Source organism: Streptomyces sp. NPDC052721, from assembly GCF_040678315.1.
GTDB lineage: Bacteria > Actinomycetota > Actinomycetes > Streptomycetales > Streptomycetaceae > Streptomyces.
Window position 1 is genome coordinate 246,607 of record NZ_JBFATL010000001.1, and the last position, 23,536, is coordinate 270,142.

At 70.6% G+C, this 23,536-nt stretch carries 17 protein-coding genes; 14 read left to right on the forward strand and 3 right to left on the reverse strand.

The genetic code is table 11. The annotated features are described in order from the left end of the window. The first annotated feature begins 146 nt into the window (after window positions 1-146). On the forward strand, window positions 147-3,173 hold the full coding sequence (uvrA, locus tag AB0L21_RS01175; RefSeq protein WP_365698800.1) for an excinuclease ABC subunit UvrA: 3,027 nt from the start codon (window positions 147-149) through the stop codon (window positions 3,171-3,173). Between the two features lie 156 nt (window positions 3,174-3,329). Here uvrA and AB0L21_RS01180 read toward each other — a convergent pair whose 3' ends face one another. Both AB0L21_RS01180 and AB0L21_RS01185 read right to left on the reverse strand, forming a co-directional pair. After that, on the reverse strand, window positions 3,330-4,250 hold the full coding sequence (locus AB0L21_RS01180) for a carbohydrate kinase (RefSeq protein ID WP_365698801.1): 921 nt from the start codon (window positions 4,248-4,250) through the stop codon (window positions 3,330-3,332). Beyond that, window positions 4,247-5,374: a LacI family DNA-binding transcriptional regulator gene (locus AB0L21_RS01185; protein ID WP_365781497.1), complete on the reverse strand. Its 1,128-nt coding sequence runs from the start codon at window positions 5,372-5,374 to the stop codon at window positions 4,247-4,249. Before AB0L21_RS01185 ends, AB0L21_RS01180 begins: the two co-directional genes overlap by 4 nt. A gap of 274 nt (window positions 5,375-5,648) precedes the next feature. On the opposite strand from AB0L21_RS01185, the gene AB0L21_RS01190 reads away from it, so the two are divergent. Further along, window positions 5,649-6,077: a Rieske 2Fe-2S domain-containing protein gene (locus AB0L21_RS01190; RefSeq protein WP_365781499.1), complete on the forward strand. Its 429-nt coding sequence runs from the start codon at window positions 5,649-5,651 to the stop codon at window positions 6,075-6,077. A 70-nt stretch (window positions 6,078-6,147) separates the two neighbouring features. Here AB0L21_RS01190 and AB0L21_RS01195 read toward each other — a convergent pair whose 3' ends face one another. Continuing rightward, complete coding sequence (locus AB0L21_RS01195) at window positions 6,148-7,095, reverse strand: hypothetical protein (RefSeq protein WP_365781501.1); 948 nt, start codon at window positions 7,093-7,095, stop codon at window positions 6,148-6,150. A 642-nt stretch (window positions 7,096-7,737) separates the two neighbouring features. Between AB0L21_RS01195 and uvrC the strand changes: the two genes are divergently transcribed. From uvrC to pgi, 12 genes are all read left to right on the forward strand, one after another. Next, window positions 7,738-9,891 (forward strand): excinuclease ABC subunit UvrC, encoded by a 2,154-nt coding sequence (uvrC, locus tag AB0L21_RS01200; RefSeq protein WP_365698805.1) that lies wholly within the window; start codon window positions 7,738-7,740, stop codon window positions 9,889-9,891. Then, complete coding sequence (gene rapZ / locus AB0L21_RS01205) at window positions 9,888-10,970, forward strand: RNase adapter RapZ (protein ID WP_365698806.1); 1,083 nt, start codon at window positions 9,888-9,890, stop codon at window positions 10,968-10,970. The genes uvrC and rapZ overlap by 4 nt, the downstream gene beginning before the upstream one ends. After that, the gene (gene yvcK / locus AB0L21_RS01210; protein WP_365781503.1) at window positions 10,967-12,034 is read left to right on the forward strand and encodes a uridine diphosphate-N-acetylglucosamine-binding protein YvcK; all 1,068 of its coding nucleotides are present in this window, start codon (window positions 10,967-10,969) and stop codon (window positions 12,032-12,034) included. The genes rapZ and yvcK overlap by 4 nt, the downstream gene beginning before the upstream one ends. Further along, window positions 12,025-13,014: a DNA-binding protein WhiA gene (gene whiA / locus AB0L21_RS01215; RefSeq protein WP_030583311.1), complete on the forward strand. Its 990-nt coding sequence runs from the start codon at window positions 12,025-12,027 to the stop codon at window positions 13,012-13,014. Before yvcK ends, whiA begins: the two co-directional genes overlap by 10 nt. 152 nt (window positions 13,015-13,166) lie before the next feature. Then, entirely contained in the window at window positions 13,167-16,121 is a 2,955-nt protein-coding gene (locus AB0L21_RS01220) for a M14 family zinc carboxypeptidase (protein WP_365781505.1), read from the forward strand. A gap of 298 nt (window positions 16,122-16,419) precedes the next feature. Then, window positions 16,420-17,427, forward strand: coding sequence for a type I glyceraldehyde-3-phosphate dehydrogenase (gene gap / locus AB0L21_RS01225; RefSeq protein WP_014672009.1), 1,008 nt, complete (start codon window positions 16,420-16,422; stop codon window positions 17,425-17,427). A gap of 136 nt (window positions 17,428-17,563) precedes the next feature. Further along, window positions 17,564-18,775, forward strand: a complete 1,212-nt coding sequence (locus tag AB0L21_RS01230) for a phosphoglycerate kinase (protein ID WP_365698809.1) — start codon at window positions 17,564-17,566, stop codon at window positions 18,773-18,775. A 3-nt stretch (window positions 18,776-18,778) separates the two neighbouring features. Then, on the forward strand, window positions 18,779-19,555 hold the full coding sequence (gene tpiA, locus AB0L21_RS01235; protein ID WP_365698810.1) for a triose-phosphate isomerase: 777 nt from the start codon (window positions 18,779-18,781) through the stop codon (window positions 19,553-19,555). Window positions 19,556-19,668: 113 nt separating this feature from the next. Beyond that, a complete protein-coding gene (gene secG / locus AB0L21_RS01240) occupies window positions 19,669-19,899 on the forward strand; it encodes a preprotein translocase subunit SecG (protein ID WP_365698962.1) in 231 nt (76 codons plus the stop codon). Window positions 19,900-20,102: 203 nt separating this feature from the next. Then, entirely contained in the window at window positions 20,103-20,438 is a 336-nt protein-coding gene (locus AB0L21_RS01245; protein WP_003976875.1) for an RNA polymerase-binding protein RbpA, read from the forward strand. A gap of 198 nt (window positions 20,439-20,636) precedes the next feature. Next, window positions 20,637-21,830, forward strand: coding sequence for an MFS transporter (locus tag AB0L21_RS01250; protein WP_365781658.1), 1,194 nt, complete (start codon window positions 20,637-20,639; stop codon window positions 21,828-21,830). Between the two features lie 52 nt (window positions 21,831-21,882). Beyond that, the gene (gene pgi / locus AB0L21_RS01255; RefSeq protein WP_365698811.1) at window positions 21,883-23,535 is read left to right on the forward strand and encodes a glucose-6-phosphate isomerase; all 1,653 of its coding nucleotides are present in this window, start codon (window positions 21,883-21,885) and stop codon (window positions 23,533-23,535) included. Window position 23,536: the final 1 nt, after the last annotated feature.

Sequence of the window (23,536 nt, forward strand, 5' to 3'; positions counted from 1 at the left end):
GTCGAGGGCGGCGTCGGGCATGCTGGATGGCCGGGGGTTGTTATGCAACCGGGCAATCCGACCGGCGTTGTCAGTGGCTCCCCCTAGTCTGAAGAAGCACGGGGGCCCCGCCCCTGTCACTTCTCTCAAGAAAGGTGCGGACCGGCGTGGCCGACCGTCTCATCGTCCGTGGCGCGCGCGAGCACAACCTGAAGAATGTCTCGCTCGACCTGCCTCGTGACTCGCTCATCGTCTTCACGGGCCTGTCCGGGTCGGGCAAGTCCTCCCTGGCCTTCGACACGATCTTCGCGGAGGGCCAGCGCCGTTACGTGGAGTCGCTCTCCTCGTACGCACGGCAGTTCCTCGGCCAGATGGACAAGCCCGACGTCGACTTCATCGAGGGCCTCTCCCCGGCGGTCTCCATCGACCAGAAGTCGACCTCGCGCAACCCGCGCTCGACGGTCGGCACGATCACCGAGGTCTACGACTACCTGCGTCTGCTCTTCGCGCGCGTCGGCAAGCCGCACTGTCCCGAGTGCGGCCGCCCGATCTCGCGCCAGTCACCGCAGGCCATCGTGGACAAGGTCCTGGAGCTGCCGGAGGGGAGCCGCTTCCAGGTGCTGTCCCCCCTGGTGCGCGAGCGCAAGGGGGAGTTCGTCGACCTCTTCGCCGACCTCCAGACCAAGGGTTACTCCCGCGCGCGCGTGGACGGCCAGACCATCCAGCTGTCCGAGCCGCCGGTCCTGAAGAAGCAGGAGAAGCACACCATCGAGGTGGTCGTGGACCGCCTCACGGTGAAGGACTCCGCCAAGCGCCGCCTCACGGACTCCGTGGAGACCGCCCTCGGCCTGTCCGGCGGCATGGTCGTGCTCGACTTCGTGGATCTCCCCGAGGACGACCCCGAGCGCGAGCGCATGTACTCGGAGCACCTGTACTGCCCGTACGACGACCTGTCCTTCGAGGAGCTGGAGCCCCGCTCCTTCTCCTTCAACTCGCCCTTCGGCGCCTGCCCGGAGTGCACCGGCATCGGCACGCGCATGGAGGTCGACCCGGAGCTGATCGTCCCGGACGAGGACAAGTCCCTGGACGAGGGCGCCATCCACCCGTGGTCGCACGGGCACACGAAGGACTACTTCAGCCGCCTGATCGGCGCTCTCGCCGACGCCCTCGGCTTCCGCACGGACATCCCCTTCGCGGGGCTGCCCCAGCGCGCCAAGAAGGCCCTCCTCTATGGCCACAAGACCCAGATCGAGGTGCGTTACCGCAACCGGTACGGCCGTGAGCGGGTCTACACCACCCCCTTCGAGGGCGCGGTGCCGTTCGTCAAGCGCCGCCACAGCGAGGCCGAGAGCGACGCCAGCCGCGAGCGCTTCGAGGGCTACATGCGTGAGGTGCCCTGCCCCTCCTGCCAGGGCACGCGACTGAAGCCGATCGTCCTCGCGGTCACGATCATGGGGAAGTCGATCGCCGAGGTCTCCGGGATGTCGATCAGCGACTGCGCGGACTTCCTGGGCGAGCTGAAGCTGAACGCCCGCGACAAGAAGATCGCCGAGAGGGTCCTGAAGGAGGTCAACGAGCGGCTCCGCTTCCTGGTCGACGTCGGCCTGGACTACCTCTCGCTCAACCGCGCGGCCGGCACCCTCTCCGGCGGCGAGGCCCAGCGCATCCGCCTCGCCACCCAGATCGGCTCCGGCCTCGTCGGCGTGCTGTACGTCCTGGACGAGCCGTCCATCGGCCTGCACCAGCGGGACAACCACCGTCTGATCGAGACCCTGGTCCGTCTGCGCGACATGGGCAACACGCTCATCGTGGTCGAGCACGACGAGGACACCATCAAGGTCGCCGACTGGATCGTGGACATCGGCCCCGGCGCCGGTGAGCACGGCGGCAAGGTCGTGCACAGCGGCTCCCTGAAGGAGCTGCTCGCCAACACCGAGTCGCAGACCGGCGCGTACCTCTCGGGCCGCAAGTCGATCCCGCTCCCGGACGTACGGCGCCCCCGTGACCCCTCCCGGCAGCTCACCGTGCACGGCGCCCGTGAGAACAACCTGCAGGACATCGACGTGTCCTTCCCGCTGGGTGTCTTCACGGCCGTCACCGGCGTCTCCGGGTCCGGCAAGTCGACCCTGGTCAACGACATCCTGTACACGCACCTGGCCCGCGAGCTGAACGGCGCCCGGACCGTCCCCGGACGGCACACGCGCGTGGACGGCGACGACCTGGTCGACAAGGTCGTGCACGTCGACCAGTCACCGATCGGCCGGACCCCGCGGTCCAACCCGGCGACGTACACCGGTGTCTTCGACCACATCCGCAAGCTGTTCGCCGAGACCACCGAGGCGAAGGTCCGGGGCTACCAGCCCGGCCGCTTCTCCTTCAACGTCAAGGGCGGCCGCTGCGAGAACTGCGCGGGCGACGGCACGATCAAGATCGAGATGAACTTCCTCCCGGACGTCTACGTCCCGTGCGAGGTCTGCCACGGCGCCCGGTACAACCGGGAGACCCTGGAGGTCCACTACAAGGGCAAGTCCATCGCCGAGGTCCTGAACATGCCGATCGAGGAGGCCATGCACTTCTTCGAGGCGGTCCCGGCGATCTCCCGTCACCTGAGGACGCTGAACGACGTCGGCCTCGGTTACGTCCGCCTGGGCCAGTCCGCCACCACCCTCTCCGGTGGTGAGGCACAGCGCGTCAAACTCGCCAGCGAACTGCAGAAGCGGTCCACCGGACGCACGGTCTACGTCCTGGACGAGCCGACCACGGGTCTGCACTTCGAGGACATCAGCAAGCTGCTCACGGTCCTCGGCGGACTGGTCGACAAGGGCAACACGGTCATCGTCATCGAGCACAACCTCGACGTGATCAAGACCGCCGACTGGATCGTGGACATGGGACCGGAGGGCGGCGCCGGCGGTGGCCTGGTCGTCGCCGAGGGCACGCCGGAGGAGGTCGCCGGGGTTCCGGCGAGCCACACGGGCAAGTTCCTGCGCGAGATCCTCGGCGCCGACCGCATCAGCGACGCCGAGCCGGTGAAGGCACGGCGGGGCAGCACGACACGGAAGACGGCCGCGGCCAAGTCCTCGACGAGGAAGACGGTGACGGCCAAGGCCAACAACACCGCGACCGAGAAGGCGGCCGCGGCCACGAAGAAGGCGACGCCCGCGAAGAAGACGACGCGGGCCCGTAAGGCCTGACACGCTGACACGACGTCAGAAATCGGCGCCCCGCGGGAACTCCCCGCGGGGCGCCGTTCGTTCCACCATCAGCCAGCCCGGTCCAGCGGTCCGACAGGTCCCCGCACACCGCGGGCCCGGCCGTACCTTGTCAACAGCACAGGGAAAGCAGACCGCTCACAGCGCGGCCGAACCGCCCAGCTCCGCCGCGTACGGCGGCTCGGCCCCCGCCCGCGAGCAGGTGATCGCCGCCGCCCGTGCCGCGAAGCGCAGCAGCCGTGTCCAGCCCTCCGTCCCGAGGGCGGCGAGCGCTTCGGCGGACAGCGCGTCCCGGGCGGCCAGCCCGTGCAGCAAGGCCGCGTTCACCGTGTCACCGGCGCCGATGGTGTCCACGACATCGACCTTCTCACCCGGCACGGAATGCTCCCCACCGTCCCGGGTGAACACGGTCAGACCGTCGCCGCCCCGCGTGATCACCACGGCCGCCGGTCCCGCGGCCAGCCACTCGCTCGGGGTGCCGCCGAGCCACGCAGCGTCCTCCTCGGACAGCTTCAGCAGCGTCACCGAGGGCAGCCAGCTCTTGAAACGCGCCCGGTAGGCGTCCGCGTCCGGGATGAGTCCCGCCCGGATGTTGGGATCGAGAGCGGTGAACAGTCCCTGTCCGGCAGCGGTCCGCATCAGCTCCTCATAGGCGCTCGCCCCCGGTTCCAGGACGAGCGAGCAGGTACCGAAGGACACCGCGCGCGTACCGGCGGGGAGCACGGCGGGGGTGGTGAACAGACGGTCGGCGGTGCCGTCGACATAGAAGGAGTAGGCGGCCGAACCGGCGGCGTCGAGCGTGGCCACGGCGAGGGTCGTCGGTTCCGGCCCCCGCTGGACACCGGACACATCGACGCCGGCCCGCCGCAGCCCGTCGAGCAGGGCCTCGCCGAAGGCGTCGTCCGACGTCCGGGAGCAGAAGGCGGTGCGGGAGCCGAGCCGGCCCAGCGCCACGGCGGTGTTGTACGGGCCGCCGCCGAGCGCCGGCTTCAGGACCGCGAGGGCACCGGGGCCCTGCGGTACCAGGTCGATCAGTGCCTCACCGGCGACGACGATCACGAGGCGGTTCCCTTCTCGGCAAGCGTGGATGATGCGGTGGCCCCGGCAGCTCCGGTGCGGCTGACCGGCTCCTCCGGACAGCCGCAGGACGTGCGGTGGACGAACGCGCACGGCAGCCGGACCGTCCGCGCCGGCCGGTCCGGCTCGCCCAGACGGTCCAGGAGCACCCGGACGGCTTGGGCGCCCAACTCCCGGCTGGGCTGGGCGATGGCGGTCAGCCGGGGCGAGAACAGGTCGGCCCAGGCGAAGTCGTCGAAGCAGCACAGGGCGATGTCGTCCGGCACGGACCGGCCGTGCCGGCGCAGCGCGCGCAGCGCGCCGATGGTCATCGCGTTGTTTGCGGTGACGAGTGCGGTGGGCGGATCGGGCAGGGCGAGCAGGTCCGCCGTGGCCCGCTCGGCCCCGGCGGATGCGGAGTGGCCGGACACGAGGAGACGCTCGTCGTGTGCCAGACCGGCCGCGGCGAGGCCCTCCCGGTAGCCGGAGACGCGCTCACTGGTGGTACTGAGCCCGGGCAGGCCCGCGACCAGGGCGATCCGGCGGTGCCCCAGCCCGGCGAGGTGGGTCACGAGCAGGGCCGTCGGCGCGGCACTCTCGGCACAGACCTGGTCGAAGCACGGGGTGTCCGGCGAAGCGGCGGCACCGTCGCCCGGCGCGATGTCCTCCGTCGCGCGGGCGTCGACCAGCCGGTCCAGGAACACCGTCGGTACGGCGTGGCGGCGCAGATAGCCGACAAGGTCGCTCGGGTCGGCGGACGGGGCGACGATCATGCCGTCCACCCGGCGCTCATGGAGGAGCTGCGCGACCTTCCGCTCGTGCCGGGGGTCGTCGTGCGGATCCGCGATGAGCAGGCTGTAGCCCGCCTTCAGAGCAGCGGCCTCGACACCTTGCAGGATCTCCGTGAAGTACGGGTTGCTGATCGCCGACACCGCGAGGCCGATGGAGCGGGTGCGCGAGGTCACCAGGGAGCGGGCCAGGGTGTTCGGGGTGTAACCGAGGGCGTCCACGGCGTCGAGCACGGCCTGGCGGGTGTGGGGGAGCACCGGACGCGTGCCGTTGAGCACGTGGGAGACGGTCGCCACGGAGACCCCCGCGCTCCGGGCGACATCCGCCATGGTGGCCATCGCGCTTCCTTCCCTGAGCCGGCCGTTCGATCGGCCCAGACTCCGGTGTTCTCGGCTTCCGGCCGGACGCTATCCCATGACCCTGCCCCGCGTAAACGCTTACGCAAGCGTTTACGTCTCCTGGGTCTCCTCACTCCACGCCGCTCAACCAGCCTCCCAACCATTCGGGCGGACGCCGGGCCCCGCCCACGTCCAGCGCGCCCCCCGCTCCGAGAGCGTCCCCTCTGCCGGGGGTATCGTCACCCTGCACACCCCTTGACCAGTGGAGTCCCAGATGCCCGCCCGCTCCTCCGCGAGCCGCCGTACTGTCCTTCGAGGGGCCGCCGCGGCCCCGGTCGCCGGGCTCGGCCTGGCCGCGTGCTCGGCCCCGGACGGCAGTGCTTCTGCCGCGGACGCCCCCACCGCGCCGGTCGACCTCGGCGCCGAGAGCGAGGTGGCGAAGGGCGGGGCCAAGCTCTACCGGGATCACAACGTGGTGGTCAGCCGCGCCGAGGACGGCACCCTGAAGGCGTACAGCACGATCTGCACGCACGCCGGGTGCCCCATCAACAAGCTGCAGGGCACGACCCTGATCTGCCCCTGCCACGGCAGCGAGTTCGATGCCGTGACGGGCAAGGTGGTCCAGGCGCCGGCCACCGAGCCCCTGCCCGAGCTGTCGGTGAAGGCCGCCGAGGGCAGGATCGTCGCCGGTCCCGCGGACTGACCGGAGAGCCGCGGGACCGATGGAGCGGTGGGCGGAAGCCCGGCTCAGCGTGCGGAGCGTCGGGCTCTGCTCACTCCCAGTCCCAGGCGATCCCCAGGATGCCCGGCCGGATCCGGGGCTCGACCAGGTGGACGCAGTGGTGCGGACTGGACACGGACAGCTCCTGCCGGCCGCTGCGCGGGGCCGCGGCCGAGTGCTGGGTGAAGCGGTGGCAGCGCACCGGCAGCGCGGCCGTGTCGAAGCGCACCTGGAGGGCGTACTGGCCGCCGGGGAAGCCGAACCGCTGGAGGTACTCGCGTGACGTTCCGGCCGTGCCGTCCTCGATGCCGTACCGGAAGAGGAAGGTGTCGCCGGAACGCAGCCGGGTGCCGAAGAGCAGCTCCGCGACGAGGATGCCGGTGTCCTGGTCCCGGCGGAGGCGACCGGTGCGGCAGTTCTCCAGGGCGTGCACGGTGACACGGCGCGGGTCGCAGCCGGGGTCGCCGTGGTGGACGGCGACGAAGCGGTCGACGCCGTCGCGGTGGGCCCGCACGATGTGGTGGGCCTCGCGGCTCACCAGCTCGCGCCGGGCGCCGATCCGGACGCATTCGTGGTGCCCCACGGTGTGCAGCCCGCCGTCCAGGGACCAGCCGAGATCGGCGGCCAGCCGGTCCACGACGCCCGAGGCCTCGATCAGGGAGCGGTAGGAGCGGCCCGTCGGGCGGTCGGCCGTCGCCCGCTCGTCGGACTCCGCGAGCAGCCGGATCAGCGACTCGTCCGGCAGCTGGAGGATCTCCTCCAACGCCCGTACGGCGCGCAGCGACTCCGGGCGTTGCGGGCGGCGAGCACCCTGCTGCCAGTAACTCAGGCTGGTGACACCCACCTTGACCCCGTGGCGTGACAGATGGTGCTGCACGCGCTGGAGGGGCAGGCCGCGTGCGGCGATCGCGGCGCGCAGCGCCACATGGAAGGGGCCGCCGCGCAGGGCCGTGTCCAGTTCCGCGGTGGGGACGTCCGCGTGCTCTGTGGCATGCCGCATGCCGAGAGGCCTTTCTGTGAGGTGTCGCCACGGCTGGTCAGACCGCCTGTGCGGGTGTGCGGGGCCACCCCCGTGGGTGCCGCGGGCGCCCCTGGCTGGGAACGCCGCGCCTGCCCGTACGCCTGTGTGTACGGCCCCGAGTTCCCCCGCATTGAAGCGTGTTGACCAGAACCCGACAACACCTGGGACCCGGCCGTTCCGGACGACTGGCCGGACAGTGGTGTTCCGCGGCCGGCGGGCGGGGGCGGCGAGGGCTGTCGCACGCCTCGGTCAGGGCCCGGGCCGGAGGGGCGGCGCCAGGCGGGGCGTCACCGGCATGGCTGGAACGCGACTGGCGGCCGGGCCGAGGCGGCGCGGAGGGCGTCAGGAGGAGGGGCGTGGAGGACGTCAGGGAGGAGGGGCGCGTGTGGCCGCCTGCACCGGCCGGCGGGTCTTCCCGGTGCGCACCGTGCCCCCGCCTCGTACCGTCCCGCGCGAGCCGCGCGCCCCCTGTTCCAAGAGACCCGGTGAGCCTCGGAACGAGGGGTCCGGCCGGCCGCAGGCCGGAGGGGTGCGGCGAGGCCGCCGCGGGGACTCCGTCCGGGTGGGGGCGTTGTCCACAGGCCCGACGCGGTGTCGGTGCTGGCCAGTAGGGTGTGAGACATGGCCGACCCCTCCAGCTACCGCCCCAGGCCGGGAGACATCCCGGACTCCCCGGGGGTGTACAGGTTCCGTGACGAGCACCGCCGGGTGATCTACGTCGGAAAGGCGAAGAGCCTGCGCCAGCGCCTGGCGAACTACTTCCAGGACCTGGCGAACCTGCACCCGCGCACCCGGACGATGGTGACCACGGCAGCGTCCGTGGAGTGGACGGTGGTGTCCACGGAGGTCGAGGCGCTGCAGCTGGAGTACTCCTGGATCAAGGAGTACGACCCCCGGTTCAACGTCAAGTACCGGGACGACAAGAGCTACCCGTACCTCGCGGTCACGATGAACGAGCAGTTCCCGCGGGTTCAGGTGATGCGTGGTCAGAAGAAGAAGGGCGTCCGCTACTTCGGGCCGTACGGGCACGCGTGGGCCATCCGGGACACCGTGGATCTGCTGCTGCGGGTCTTCCCGGTGCGCACCTGTTCGGCCGGCGTCTTCAAGAACGCCGCCCGCACCGGCCGGCCCTGCCTGCTCGGCTACATCGGCAAGTGCTCCGCTCCCTGCGTCGGCCGGATCACCCCGGAGGACCACCAGGAGCTGGCCGAGGAGTTCTGCGACTTCATGGCCGGCCGTACCGGCACCTACCTCCGCCGTCTGGAGAAGCAGATGATGGAGGCGGCCGAGGAGATGGAGTACGAGCGGGCGGCCCGCCTGCGGGACGACATAGGGGCCCTGAAGAAGGCCATGGAGAAGAACGCGGTCGTGCTCGCCGACGCGACCGACGCCGACCTCATCGCCGTCGCCGAGGACGAGCTGGAGGCGGCCGTGCAGATCTTCCATGTGCGCGGCGGCCGGGTCCGCGGCCAGCGCGGCTGGGTGACCGACAAGGTCGAGGAGGTCACCACCGGCGCCCTGGTCGAGCACGCCCTGCAGCAGCTGTACGGGGAGGAGAGCGGGGACGCGGTCCCCAAGGAGGTGCTGGTCCCGGCCCTGCCCGAGCCGGTCGAGCCGGTCCAGGAGTGGCTGACCGGCCGCCGCGGGTCGAACGTGTCGCTGCGGATCCCGCAGCGCGGCGACAAGAAGGCGCTCATGGAGACCGTGCAGCGCAACGCCCAGCAGGCCCTCGCGCTGCACAAGACCAGGCGCGCCTCCGACCTGACCACGCGCTCGCGTGCGCTGGAGGAGATCGCCGAGGCGCTCGACCTGGACAGCGCCCCGCTGCGGATCGAGTGCTACGACATCTCGCATCTCCAAGGTGACGACGTGGTCGCCTCCATGGTCGTCTTCGAGGACGGCCTGCAGCGCAAGAGCGAGTACCGGCGGTTCCAGATCAAGGGCTTCGCCGGGCAGGACGACGTCCGCTCCATGCACGAGGTGATCACCCGCCGCTTCAAGCGCTACCTCGCCGAGAAGGAGCGGACGGGGGAGTGGACCGACGGCTCCGGCGCCGACGGCTCCCTCACCTCAGGCTCCGGCACCCATGGCCCTCTGGGCGAAGGCCCCGGCGCCGACGGCTCCCTCCCCGACGACGCCGCGCTCACCGGCACACAGGTGATCACCGATTCCCTCAAGGACGACGACGGCCGCCCCAAGAAGTTCGCCTACCCGCCCCAGCTGGTCGTGGTCGACGGCGGTCAGCCGCAGGTCGCGGCGGCCCGGCGCGCGCTGGACGAGCTGGGCATCGACGACATCGCCGTCTGCGGTCTCGCCAAGCGCCTGGAGGAGGTCTGGGTGCCCGGCGAGGACGACCCGGTGGTGCTGCCCCGCACCAGTGAGGGCCTCTATCTGCTCCAGCGCGTCCGCGACGAGGCCCACCGGTTCGCGATCACCTACCAGCGCACCAAGCGCGCCAAGCGCTTCCGCGCGGGCCCGCTGGACGACGTCCCCGGCCTCGGCGAGACCCGCAAACAGGCGCTCATCAAGCATTTCGGCTCGGTGAAAAAGCTCCGGTCCGCCACAATCGAGCAGATCCAGGAAGTGCCCGGGATAGGCCGGAAGACGGCCGAGACCATCGCCGTGGCTCTCGCCCAGGCGGCCCCGGCCGCACCCGCCGTGAACACGGCGACCGGAGAGATCATTGAGGACGAGGAACCCGATACGACGGGGGGTTCCTCGGGGGAGCCCGTGACCGCGGGCGTCCCGGACGAACGACGGGGGCAGGAGACATGACCGAGCACGACGCACAGCCCACAGCACAGCGAGATCAGGCGCACAGCGGCACGGGCGACGATGTCGTCCGGCCCGACACCGGCCGGCCCGCGAGCCGGCCCGAGACCGGCCAGGACACCACCCGGCCCGGCGCGGACCGGGACGCCGGACAGGACACCGGCCAGGACAACGGAGCACAGGTGAGTACGGGCAGCGAGACAGCCGGGGTCCCCGAGGCGGCCATCCCCGAGCTGGTGATCATCTCCGGCATGTCCGGGGCCGGCCGGTCCACGGCCGCGAAGTGTCTGGAGGACCTCGGCTGGTTCGTCGTCGACAACCTCCCGCCCGCCCTCATCCCCACCATGGTGGAGCTGGGGGCCCGTTCCCAGGGCAACGTGGCGCGGATCGCGGTCGTCGTGGACGTGCGCGGCCGGCGCTTCTTCGACAACCTGCGCGAGTCCCTCGCCGACCTGGACACCCGGGGCGTCACCCGGCGGATCGTCTTCCTGGAGTCCTCCGACGAGGCACTGGTCCGCCGCTTCGAGTCGGTGCGCCGCCCGCACCCGCTCCAGGGCGACGGGCGCATCGTGGACGGCATCGCCGCCGAGCGGGAGCTGCTGCGCGAGCTGCGCGGCGACGCCGACCTGGTGATCGACACCTCCAGCCTCAACGTGCACGAGCTGCGCGCCAAGATGGACGCCCAGTTCGCCGGGGAGGAGGAGCCCGAGCTGCGGGCCACCGTGATGTCCTTCGGCTTCAAGTACGGCCTCCCGGTCGACGCCGACCTGGTCGCGGACATGCGGTTCCTGCCCAACCCGCACTGGGTCCCGGAGCTGCGCCCCTACACCGGCCTCAACGAGGAGGTCGCCGCCTACGTCTTCAACCAGCCCGGCGCGAAGGAGTTCCTCGACCGGTACGCCGAACTGCTGCGGCTCATCGCGGCCGGCTACCGGCGCGAGGGCAAGCGGTATGTGACCATCGCCATCGGCTGTACCGGCGGCAAGCACCGCTCGGTCGCGATGTCGGAGAAGCTCGCCGCGCGCCTCGCGGCCGAGGGTGTGGAGACGGTGGTCGTACACCGGGACATGGGACGGGAATGACGGAACGTACACCGCGGCTGAGCAGGCTGCGCCGGATGGTGCCCGACGCGCGCGCCGGCCGCTCGGCCGAGGCCCGCGGGGGCCGGACCCGCCGGCGCGGCGCCCAGCCCAAGGTGGTGGCCCTCGGCGGCGGCATGGGCCTGTCCGCCTCGCTCGCCGCGCTGCGCCGGATCACCGGTGATCTCACCGCCGTCGTCACCGTGGCCGACGACGGCGGCTCCAGTGGCCGGCTCCGGGACGAGCTGGGCGTGCTGCCGCCCGGCGACCTGCGCAAGGCGCTGGCCGCGCTGTGCGGGGACGACGCCTGGGGCCAGACCTGGGCCCGGGTCATCCAGCACCGGTTCCAGTCCCAGGGCGAGCTGCACGAGCACGCGGTCGGCAATCTGCTGATCGTCGCCCTGTGGGAGCAGCTCGGCGATCATGTGCAGGCCCTGGACCTGGTCGGCAAGCTGCTCGGCGCGCACGGGCGTGTGCTGCCCATGTCGGCCGTGCCGCTGGAGCTGCAGGCCCTGGTCAAGGGGCATGACCCGGAGCGCCCGGACGACGTGGACACGGTGCGCGGGCAGGCGACCGTGGCCCTGACGCCCGGCGAGGTGCAGTCGGTGCATCTCGTGCCCAACGACCCGCCCGCGGTTCCCGAGGCCGTGGCGGCGGTCCTGGACGCGGACTGGGTGGTGCTCGGCCCCGGTTCCTGGTTCTCCTCGGTCATCCCGCACCTGCTCGTCCCCGAGCTGCTGGACGCCCTCACCGAGACCAAGGCACGCCGTGTGCTCTCGCTGAACCTGGCGCCGCAGCCGGGAGAAACCGAGGGCTTCTCCCCGCAGCGTCATTTGGAGGTTTTGGGGCGACACGCCCCTAAACTCGCCCTGGACGTGGTGCTGGCCGACGAGGCCGCCGTGCCCGACCGTGACTCGCTCACCGAGGCCGCCAAGCGGCTGGGAGCCGCGGTCGAGCTGGCCCCGGTGGCCCGGACCGACGGATCACCCCGGCACGATCCGGAGCTGTTGGCCGCCGCGTACGACCGTATTTTTCGGATGCATGGAAGGATCGGCCCATGGCGATGACGGCAGCGGTGAAGGACGAGATCTCCCGGCTCCCCGTCACCCGGACCTGCTGCAGGAAGGCGGAGGTCTCCGCCATTCTGCGGTTCGCCGGAGGCCTCCACCTGGTGAGCGGACGCATCGTGATCGAGGCGGAGCTGGACACCGCGATGGCGGCACGCCGGCTCAAGCGGGACATCCTGGAGATCTTCGGGCACAGCTCCGAGCTGATCGTGATGGCGCCCGGCGGGCTGCGCCGCGGCTCGCGGTATGTCGTCCGGGTCGTCGCGGGCGGTGACCAGCTGGCCCGGCAGACGGGTCTCGTGGACGGCAGAGGCCGTCCGATCCGCGGTCTGCCCCCGCAGGTGGTCTCGGGGGCCACCTGCGACGCGGAGGCGGCCTGGCGCGGGGCCTTCCTGGCGCACGGCTCGCTGACCGAGCCCGGCCGTTCCTCCTCCCTGGAGGTGACCTGCCCGGGCCCGGAGGCGGCGCTCGCGCTGGTCGGTGCCGCCCGCAGACTGTCGATCGCCGCGAAGGCCCGCGAGGTGCGCGGGGTGGACCGGGTCGTCGTCCGGGACGGTGACGCGATCGGCGCCCTGCTCACCCGGCTGGGCGCCCATGAGTCCGTGCTGGCCTGGGAGGAGCGCCGGATGCGCCGCGAGGTGCGGGCCACGGCCAACCGGCTCGCCAACTTCGACGACGCCAACCTGCGCCGCTCGGCCCGTGCCGCCGTGGCCGCCGGGGCCCGGGTCCAGCGCGCGCTGGAGATCCTGGGCGACGAGGTGCCCGAGCACCTGGCCGCCGCCGGGCGGCTGCGCATGGAGCACAAGCAGGCCTCCCTGGAGGAGCTGGGCGCGCTCGCCGATCCGCCGCTGACGAAGGACGCGGTCGCGGGCCGTATCCGCCGGCTGCTGGCGATGGCCGACAAGCGCGCCGCCGATCTGGGCATCCCGGGCACGGAGGCCAACCTCAGCGAGGAACTGGCGGACAACCTGGCCGGTTGACCGGACGACGCGTCAGTTCGCCGGTGCCGACGGCCGTTCGGGTGGTCGGCACCGGCTTTTGCGTGTCCATGTGGCGCTCTTGACTCGATCATGGAGTGACATGAGCCTGGCAACCTGTTCGTCGCTGTGGCGGACCACCGCTAGGGGGGTTCATGAGACACAGAGCGAGATCGATCCTCGCTGTCGGCGCGCTTCTGATCGGCGGAGCGAGCCTCGCACCCATTGCCCAGGCACAGAACGGAAGTCCGGCGCCGGCCGAGCCGGACGAGGTCAGGGTCTACCGCGCCGAGGTCACGAAGCAGCAGGTACCCCTGCTGCTCAAGGCCGGCCAGGACGGCCACGAACTCGGTGAGCGGGTGAGCGGAGGCGGTAAGGCCAAGGTCGAGGTCTACCTCACCGGCAAGCAGGCCGCGCAGCTGCGCGAGCAGGGTATCGGCCTCACCGAGCACGCGCTCTCGGCCAAGTCGGAGGCCAGGGTCGAGGACGCCGCCCAGGGCGTGTTCCGCCCGTACAGCGGAAGCGGCGGGCTCAAGGAGGAGATCCTCCGCACCGCCCAGGCCCACCCCGGCCTCACCAAGGTGGAGTCCATCGGCCGGACCCTGGGCGGCCAGGACATCCTCGCGCTCAAACTGACCAGGAACGCGAAGAAGTCGAAGGACGGGTCCAGGCCCGCCGTGCTGTACATGTCCAACCAGCACGCGCGCGAGTGGATCACGCCGGAGATGACCCGGCGTCTGATGCACTACTACCTGGACCGCTACACGACCGACCGGCGCGTCAAGAAGATCGTCGACTCGACGGAGCTGTGGTTCGTCCTCTCGGCCAACCCGGACGGCTACGACTACACCTTCAAGGACTCCGGCACCCGCCTGTGGCGCAAGAACCTGCGGGACGTCAACGGCGACGGTGTCATCAGCACGGGCGACGGCGTCGACCTCAACCGCAACTTCCCCTACAAGTGGGGCTACGACGACGAGGGTTCGTCCCCCAACCCCACCAGCCAGACCTACCGTGGCGCGAGCCCCGGCTCCGAGCCCGAGACCAAGGCACTCGACGCCTTCGAGAAGCGCGTCGGCTTCCGGTACGGCATCAACTACCACTCCGCCGCCGAACTCCTCCTCTACGGCGTCGGCTGGCAGGTGGCGACCCCGACCCCCGACGACGTCCTCTACAAGGCGCTCGCCGGCACCCCCGGCAACTCCGCCGTCCCGGGCTACCACCCCCAGGTCTCCTCGGAGCTGTACACCACCAACGGCGAGGCGGACGGCCACGCGTCGAACGTCAACGGGATGGCGATGTTCACCCCGGAGATGTCGACCTGCCAGACCGCGTCGGACCTCGACCCGGACGACGCCTGGAAGAGCCAGGACTGCCAGTCGGTGTTCAACTTCCCCGACGACGAGAAGCTGATCCAGCAGGAGTTCGCCAAGAACGTCCCGTTCGCGCTCTCCGTCGCCGAGACCGCCGTACACCCCGACAAGCCGGCCTCCTCGGTCGGTCTGAGCGCCGCCGACTTCACCCCGGCCACGTTCTCGGCGTCGTACTCCCGGGGCGCGGACCAGGAGGTCTCGGCTGTCGTCCGCAAGGCGGTCCGGAACAAGGAACTCAAGTACCGCGTCAACGGCGGCCGTACGCGGGCCCAGGCGTTGAAGCACTGGCGGGGCGGGCAGACCTACGGCGGTGAGGACAACCTCTACTTCGACGAGTACCGCGCCAAGGTGCGGGACGGCGCGCCGGGCGACAAGGTCGAGGTGTGGTTCACCGGCGAGACCGGGGGCGGGAAGAAGGTCTCCAGCGCCCACTTCACCTACACGATCGCGAAGCGGCCGACGGCCGACACCCTCGTGGTCGCCGAGGAGGGCACGGCCGCCGCGCAGGCGCGGACGTACGTGGACGCGCTGAAGGCCGCCGGGCACCGGGCACTCGTGTGGGACGTGGCCACGCAGGGCGCCCCGGACGCGCTCGGCGTGCTGAAGCACTTCCGGACGGTCGTGCACTACTCCGGCGCGAACGGCCCCGCCAACGCCACCCAGCTCCAGCTGCGCGCCTATCTCAACGAGGGCGGAAGGCTGATCGAGGCCGGCGAGCTGGCCGGCGGCAGCGTCGACCTCGGCGACGGCACCCTGTCGGACGACTTCAGCCAGTACTACCTGGGCGCCTACAGCCGTACGTCGACCAAGGGCGCCACCGGATTCACCGGCTCCGGCGCGCTCGAAGGCTTCACCGGCGCCCTCGGCGACGCGCCCGGCAACCCGCTCGACAAGGCCGGCACCTACGGCGTCACCTCCGACGAGCTGCCGGTCGCCTCGTATCCGCAGTTCAAGAGCGCGGGCGCGGGCAACTTCGCCGGCACGGTCAACCCGTACGGGCCGTACACGGGCGCCTCCATGGCAGCCGCCGTGCACACCGACGACGCCTACAAGCGCCTCACCCGCACCATCGACCTCACCCGTGTCGCCGCCGCCGACAAGCCGGCCCTGAGCACCCGGCTGCTGTGGGACACCGAGCCCGGCTACGACCACGCGGTGGTGGAGGCGCACACCGTCGGCGCGGACGACTGGACGACCCTGCCGGAGGCCCAAGGGGCCACGAAGGCGGCCGTACCGGACGAGTGCGGGGCCGGCTTCCTGATCGGCGAGCACCCGTGGCTGAAGCACTACCTGACGCTCACGGGCAACGCCTGCACCGCGACCGGCACCACGGGTGCGTGGCACAGCCTCACCGGCAGCTCCGGCGGCTGGCAGCAGGTGAGCTTCGACCTGAGCGCGTACGCCGGGAAGTCCGTCGAGGTCTCGATCAGCTACATCACCGACCCCGGCAGCGGCGGGCACGGTGTCCTCGCCGACGACGCCTCGCTGGTCGTCGGCGGCACGGCGAGGGAGACCGAGGGCTTCGAGACGTCCCTGGGTGCCTGGAAGGCGGCCGGGCCGCCCGCCGGCAGCCCGGCGGTGCTGAAGGACTGGACGCGAACCGGGACCCTGTTCCAGACGTACGGAGCTGTCACCACGGACGACACCGTGCTGCTCGGTTTCGGTCTGGAACAGGTGCCGTCGGCGGCCGGCCGGGCGGCTCTGCTGCGGAAGGCGTTCGACTCGCTCGACAGGTGAGCGGGACCCCCTCTCAACGGTGCGCGGAGGGAGTGCGCATCAAGTGAGCCGACCCGCTCACGAACGAGTGAAAACGGCGTCAGAAGTGCGCCGCGTTCCGTAATAAATACGGGTGAATCCGCTGCCGATCCGAGGCGGTCCGTACCCTACTGGCCGGTACGGACCGCCTGCCCGTGTATGGGCCACTCTCGATGTCACCTCGGGGCCCGCGGAGAGGTAGGGTCGGTGGTGGTCGGGGACATCCCAAACAGAGCTCGCCGGCACCGCATGGCCGGCGTACCAACGAGGAGATCGGTTCGTGACGATCCGCGTAGGCATCAACGGCTTCGGCCGCATCGGGCGTAACTACTTCCGCGCGCTGCTGGAGCAGGGGGCGGACATCGAGGTCGTGGCTGTCAACGACCTGGGTGACACCGCGACCACCGCCCACCTGCTCAAGTACGACACGATCCTGGGCCGCCTCAAGCAGGAGGTCTCCCACACCGCCGACACCATCACCGTCGACGGCCACACCATCAAGGTGCTGTCCGAGCGCAACCCGGCCGACATCCCGTGGGGCGAGCTGGGTGTCGACATCGTCATCGAGTCGACCGGCATCTTCACCAAGAAGGAAGACGCCGCGAAGCACATCGCCGGTGGCGCGAAGAAGGTCCTCATCTCGGCTCCGGCCAAGGACGAGGACATCACCATCGTGATGGGCGTCAACCAGGACAAGTACGACCCGGCGAACCACCACGTCATCTCCAACGCCTCCTGCACCACCAACTGTGTGGCGCCGATGGCGAAGGTCCTCGACGAGAACTTCGGCATCGTCAAGGGCCTGATGACCACGGTGCACGCGTACACGAACGACCAGCGCATCCTGGACTTCCCGCACAAGGACCTGCGCCGCGCCCGTGCCGCCGCCGAGAACATCATCCCGACCACCACCGGTGCCGCCAAGGCCACCGCCCTGGTCCTGCCGCAGCTCAAGGGCAAGCTGGACGGCATGGCCATGCGCGTCCCGGTCCCGACCGGCTCCGTCACCGACCTGGTCGTGGAACTGGGCCGCGAGGTCACCAAGGAAGAGGTCAACGCCGCCTTCCAGAAGGCCGCCGAGGGTGAGCTGAAGGGCCTCCTCGACTACACGGAGGACCCGATCGTCTCCTCCGACATCGTCAACGCCCCGGCCTCCTGCACCTTCGACTCCTCCCTGACCATGGTCCAGGAGGGCAAGAACGTGAAGGTCATCGGCTGGTACGACAACGAGTGGGGCTACTCCAACCGCCTCGTCGACCTCACGGTCTTCGTCGGCAACCAGCTCTGATCGCCGAAGCAGGACCCCGAAGTGGGAGCAGGGCCCGTGCAGCGCACCGCCGCGCTGTCCGGGCCCTGTCCCACGTACTGACCACGTCCTTTTACGATCAGGTGCACCACGAGCCCTCCTGTAGGAGTCCACTCCCATGAAGACGATCGACGAACTTCTCGCCGACGGCGTGAGCGGCAAGCGGGTCTTCGTCCGCGCCGACCTCAACGTGCCGCTGGCCGACGGGACGATCACCGACGACGGCCGCATCCGCGCCGTCCTGCCCACCGTCAAGGCCCTCGCGGACGCGGGCGCCAAGGTGGTCGTCGCCTCGCACCTGGGCCGCCCCAAGGGCGCCCCGGACCTCGCCTTCTCGCTGCTGCCCGCCGCCGAGCGCCTCGGTGAACTGCTCGGCGCCCCGGTCGCCTTCGCCCAGGACACCGTCGGTCCCGCCGCCCACGACGCCGTCGACGGCCTCCAGCCCGGCCAGGTCGCGGTCATCGAGAACCTGCGCTTCAACCCCGGCGAGACGTCCAAGGACGACACCGAGCGCGGTGAGTTCGCCGACCGGCTGGCCGCCCTCGCCGACGTCTACGTCGGTGACGGCTTCGGCGCCGTGCACCGTAAGCACGCCTCGGTCTACGACCTCCCGGCCCGGCTGCCGCACTACGCCGGCCACCTGATCGCCACCGAGGTCGGTGTTCTGAAGAAGCTCACCGAGGACGTCAAGCGCCCCTACGTCGTCGCGCTCGGCGGCGCCAAGGTCTCCGACAAGCTCGCCGTCATCGACCAGCTGCTCGGCAAGGCCGACCGGCTCCTCATCGGCGGCGGCATGGCCTACACCTTCCTCAAGGCCAAGGGCTACGAGGTCGGCATCTCCCTCCTCCAGGAGGACCAGGTCCCGGCCGTCACGGAGTACATGGAGCGCGCCGAGAAGCAGGGCGTCGAGCTGCTGCTCCCCGTCGACGTCGTGGTCTCCCGGACCTTCCCGGACCTGAAGACCAAGGCGCCCACCGAGAACACCGTGGTCGACGCGGACAAGATCCCCGCCGACCAGGAGGGCCTGGACATCGGCCCCAAGACCCGAGAGCTCTACGCCTCGAAGCTCGCCGACGCCGAGACCGTCTTCTGGAACGGTCCCATGGGCGTCTTCGAGCACCCCGACTACGCCGAGGGCACCAAGGCGGTCGCCCAGGCACTCGTCGACACGAACGGCTTCACCGTCGTCGGCGGCGGTGACTCCGCCGCGGCCGTGCGCACGCTCGGTTTCGACGAGAACGCATTCGGCCACATCTCGACCGGTGGCGGCGCCTCCCTCGAATACCTCGAGGGCAAGACGCTCCCCGGCCTCGCCGCACTGGAGGACTGACCCTTGAGCACGCGCACGCCGCTGATGGCGGGCAACTGGAAGATGAACCTCAACCACCTGGAGGCCATCGCACACGTCCAGAAGCTCGCGTTCGCCCTGGCCGACAAGGACTACGAGGCCGTCGAGGTCGCCGTCCTGCCGCCCTTCACCGACCTGCGTTCCGTGCAGACCCTGGTCGACGGCGACAAGCTCAAGATCAAGTACGGCGCCCAGGACATCTCCCAGCACGACTCCGGCGCCTACACGGGTGAGATCTCCGGCCCGATGCTGGCCAAGCTGAAGTGCACCTACGTGGTGATCGGCCACTCCGAGCGGCGCCAGTACCACAACGAGACCGACGAGCTGGTCAACGCCAAGGTCAAGGCCGCCTACAAGCACGGCCTCACCCCGATCCTGTGCGTCGGCGAGGAACTGGACGTCCGCGAGGCGGGCGACCACGTCAGCCACACCCTCACCCAGGTCGAGGGCGGTCTGAAGGACCTGCCGGCCGAGCAGGCCGAGACCATCGTGATCGCCTACGAGCCCGTGTGGGCCATCGGCACCGGCAAGGTCTGCGGTGCCGAGGACGCCCAGGAGGTCTGCGCCGCCATCCGCGCCAAGATCGCCGAGCTGTACTCCCAGGACGTGGCCGACAAGGTCCGCATCCAGTACGGCGGCTCCGTGAAGTCGGGCAACGTCGCAGAGATCATGGCCAAGGCCGACATCGACGGCGCCCTGGTCGGCGGCGCCTCGCTGGACGCCGACGAGTTCGTCAAGATCGTGCGCTTCCGCGACCAGTGATCATGTCCGTGAGTAGGCGGTAGCGGCGATACGTCGTACCCTTGCGGGGGCACAGCCAGGTGCTGTGCCCCCGTCGTCCATCCGAATCCGAGGAAGTTGGTCCAGCCGTGGTTTTGGGGTTCTCGATCGCCCTGATCGTCTTCAGCCTGCTGCTGATGCTGCTGGTGCTGATGCACAAGGGAAAGGGCGGCGGCCTCTCCGACATGTTCGGTGGCGGCATGCAGTCCTCCGTCGGCGGCTCCTCGGTCGCCGAGCGCAACCTCGACCGGATCACCATCGTGGTCGGCCTGCTGTGGTTCGCGTGCATCATCGTCCTCGGCATGCTGATGAAGACGAACAGCTGACACGCGAACAGTACATTCCGCACGTAAAGCCCCATGTTCGGTACGCGCTCCTGAGCGCGGCCTATCATGGGGCTTGCGTCTGGATGTGGGGGCCGGTAACTCCAATCACTGGACGCGCGTTGGGCCTTACGTAGACTGAGGCGCTCGCAGCGAAGCGAAACGCCGACTCGCTTCGCGGCACCATCACGCAGGGAGTTACGACCGTGGCAAGTGGCAACGCGATCCGAGGAAGCCGGGTCGGGGCGGGGCCGATGGGCGAGGCCGAGCGCGGCGAGTCCGCGCCGCGTCTGCGCATCTCCTTCTGGTGCTCCAACGGGCACGAGACGCAGCCCAGCTTCGCCAGCGACGCGCAGGTTCCCGAGACCTGGGACTGCCCGCGCTGCGGCTTCCCGGCCGGCCAGGACCGGGACAACCCGCCGGACCCGCCGCGCACCGAGCCGTACAAGACGCACCTCGCGTATGTACGGGAGCGGCGCAGCGACGCGGACGGCGAGGCCATCCTCGCCGAGGCGCTCGCCAAACTGCGAGGCGAGATCTAGGAGTTGTGACCGGCCGGGGGCCTGCGGGCGCCTGGCCGGAGCCGTTTCGCCCCGCTCGGGCCAGACCGATTGTCAGTGGTGCCTTCTACGGTGTGTGCATCGGCGCATCGTGAGGGGGCAGGCGTGGCTGCGGTCGGGACGGCGAGCAGGGGGACACCCGCCTGGCGCGGGGGATTCGGCCGGCTGTGGACCGCCGCCGTGGTCTCCCGGTTCGGCGACGCGTTGCGCACATCCGCGCTGCCGTTGCTCGCCGTGAGCCTCACCGACGAGCCCCTCGTCATCGCCTCCGTCACCGCGTGTGGCTATCTGCCCTGGCTGCTGTTCGGGCTGTTCGGCGGTGCTGTGGCGGACCGCGTCGACCAACGGCGGGCGATGTGGCTCGTGGACACGGCGCGGGGCCTGCTCGTCGCCGCTTTCGCCCTCGCCGTGAGCCTCGGGTACGCCTCCATACCCCTGCTGATCGCCCTCGCTTTCTCTCTCACCGCGCTCCAGACGCTCTTCGACAACGCCTCCACGGCCCTGTTGCCCTCCCTGGTGGACCGGGAAGCCCTGGGCAGCGCGAACGCCCGGCTGATGACCGGTCAGCAACTCGCGGGCGGACTGCTGGCGGGCCCGTTCGTGCCGCTGTTGCTGGCGGCCGGGGCGTTCATGCCGTTCGCGGCGGACGCGGGCACGTACCTGGTGGCCGCCGCGCTCGTGGCCTCCCTGCGGACACGGCCGCCGCAGCGGGAGCCGCGCCCGACCGGCAGCACCCTGCGCACGGAGATCGGGGCGGGCCTGCGCGCGCTGTGGCACGACAGGGTGCTCCGCGCGGTCTGCGTGGCCACGCTGCTGTGCAACATCGGCATGGGCGCCCTGATCGCCACGCTCGCGCTGCACGTCACCCGCTGGCTGCACGCGGGCGACACCGGCTACGTCGCCGCCATGACGGCGTACTCGGCCGGCAGCCTGGCCGGCGGTTTCGTCGCCCAGCGGATCGCGCGCCGCACCGGCAGGGTGCGGGCCCTGCTGCTGGGCGGCACGCTCCAGACGGGCGCGCTGCTGCTCATCGGCTCCGTGCGGCACGTGCCCGCCCTGGTCACCGGGATGCTGCTGCTCGGCACGATGAACATGGTGTGGAACATCAACCAGGTCACACTGATGCAGCAACGCAGCCCCGAGTCGATGGTGGGCCGCATCGCCGCCGCCTTCCGGACCTCCTCGACCTCCGGCGCCCCGCTCGGCGCGGTGCTCGGCGGGGCCGTGGCACGGGTGTACGGCCTCAACGCGCCCGCCCTGCTCGCGGCCGTCCTGTTCGCCTCGGCCGTCACCGCGCTGATACCGGGACGCAAGCCCGACGTATCCCTTGTCGCGCGTGAGGACAGCGTCTCCACCTCTCGTCCCGCGCGCTGATCAATTAGGTTGGAACAGCTGGGACAGGCACGAAAGAAGGCGGAAGTCGGACATGAACGCAGACGGCCGTACCAGGCTCAACCAGACGCCCGAATGGACCGCTCTCGCCAAGCACCGGGAGGAGCTGGCGGACACCCATCTGAGGGACCTGTTCGCCGCCGATCCCGCGCGCGGCACCGGGTACACGCTCCAGGTCGGCGACCTGTACATCGACTACTCGAAGCACCTGGTCACCGACGAGACCCTGCGCCTGCTGCGCGAGCTGGCCGCCGCGACGGACGTCTTCGCCCTCAGGGACGCCATGTTCCGCGGCGAGAAGATCAACGTCACCGAGAACCGGGCCGTGCTGCACACCGCGCTGCGCGCCCCGCGCGACGCGGTCGTCGAGGTCGACGGGGAGAACGTGGTCCCGGCCGTGCACGCCGTGCTCGACAAGATGGCCGGCTTCGCCGAGCGGGTCCGCTCCGGCGAGTGGACCGGTCACACCGGCAAGCGCATCAAGAACGTGATCAACGTCGGTATCGGCGGCTCGGACCTCGGTCCCGCGATGGCCTACGAGGTGCTGCGCTGCTTCACCGACCGCGACCTCACGGTCCGCTTCGTCTCCAACGTGGACGGCGCCGACCTGCACGAGGCCACCCGGGACCTCGACCCGGCGGAGACGCTGTTCATCATCGCCTCCAAGACCTTCACCACCATCGAGACCATCACCAACGCGACCTCCGCGCGCAAGTGGCTGCTGGCCGCGCTCGGTGACCAGGCCGCGGTGGCCAAGCACTTCGTCGCGCTGTCCACGAACGCCGAGAAGGTCGCCGAGTTCGGCATCGACACGGCCAACATGTTCGAGTTCTGGGACTGGGTCGGCGGCCGGTACTCGTACGACTCCGCGATCGGCCTGTCCCTGATGATCGCCATCGGCCCGGACCGCTTCCGCGAGATGCTCGACGGCTTCCGGATCGTCGACGACCACTTCCGCACCGCGCCGGCCGAGGACAACGTCCCGCTGCTGCTGGGCCTGCTGGGCATCTGGTACGACAACTTCCACGACGCCCAGTCGCACGCCGTGCTGCCGTACAGCCACTACCTCTCCAAGTTCACCGCCTATCTCCAGCAGCTGGACATGGAGTCCAACGGCAAGTACGTCGCCCGCGACGGCAAGCAGGTGGACTGGCAGACCGGGCCGGTCGTGTGGGGCACGCCCGGCACCAACGGGCAGCACGCCTACTACCAGTTGATCCACCAGGGCACCAAGCTGATCCCGGCCGACTTCATCGGCTTCGCCCGCCCGGTCGCCGAGCTGAGTGAGGAACTGAAGGCCCAGCACGACCTGTTGATGGCCAACTTCTTCGCCCAGACGCAGGCGCTCGCCTTCGGCAAGACCGCCGAGGAGGTCCGCGCGGAGGGCGTCCCCGAGGAGCTGGTCCCGCACAAGACCTTCCGGGGCAACCGGCCGACCACGACGATCCTCGCCCGTGAGCTGACCCCGTCGGTGCTCGGCCAGCTGGTCGCCCTCTACGAGCACAAGGTGTTCGTGCAGGGCGCGGTGTGGAACATCGACTCCTTCGACCAGTGGGGCGTGGAGCTGGGCAAGGTCCTCGCCAAGCGCGTCGAGCCCGCGCTCACCGAGGGCGCCGACGTGCCCGGCCTGGACGCGTCGACCAAGGCACTGGTCGCCAAGTACCGGGAGCTGCGCGGCCGGAGCTGAC

Coding starts and splice junctions, on each gene's coding strand:
- AB0L21_RS01195 (WP_365781501.1), bottom strand. CDS start 7,095: ATGCGGCATGCCACAGAGCACGCGGACGTCCCCACCGCGGAACTGGAC.
- uvrC (WP_365698805.1), top strand. CDS start 7,738: ATGGCCGACCCCTCCAGCTACCGCCCCAGGCCGGGAGACATCCCGGAC.
- pgi (WP_365698811.1), top strand. CDS start 21,883: ATGAACGCAGACGGCCGTACCAGGCTCAACCAGACGCCCGAATGGACC.
- AB0L21_RS01220 (WP_365781505.1), top strand. CDS start 13,167: ATGAGACACAGAGCGAGATCGATCCTCGCTGTCGGCGCGCTTCTGATC.
- AB0L21_RS01230 (WP_365698809.1), top strand. CDS start 17,564: ATGAAGACGATCGACGAACTTCTCGCCGACGGCGTGAGCGGCAAGCGG.
- AB0L21_RS01185 (WP_365781497.1), bottom strand. CDS start 5,374: ATGGCCACCATGGCGGATGTCGCCCGGAGCGCGGGGGTCTCCGTGGCG.
- rapZ (WP_365698806.1), top strand. CDS start 9,888: ATGACCGAGCACGACGCACAGCCCACAGCACAGCGAGATCAGGCGCAC.
- whiA (WP_030583311.1), top strand. CDS start 12,025: ATGGCGATGACGGCAGCGGTGAAGGACGAGATCTCCCGGCTCCCCGTC.
- AB0L21_RS01190 (WP_365781499.1), top strand. CDS start 5,649: ATGCCCGCCCGCTCCTCCGCGAGCCGCCGTACTGTCCTTCGAGGGGCC.
- yvcK (WP_365781503.1), top strand. CDS start 10,967: ATGACGGAACGTACACCGCGGCTGAGCAGGCTGCGCCGGATGGTGCCC.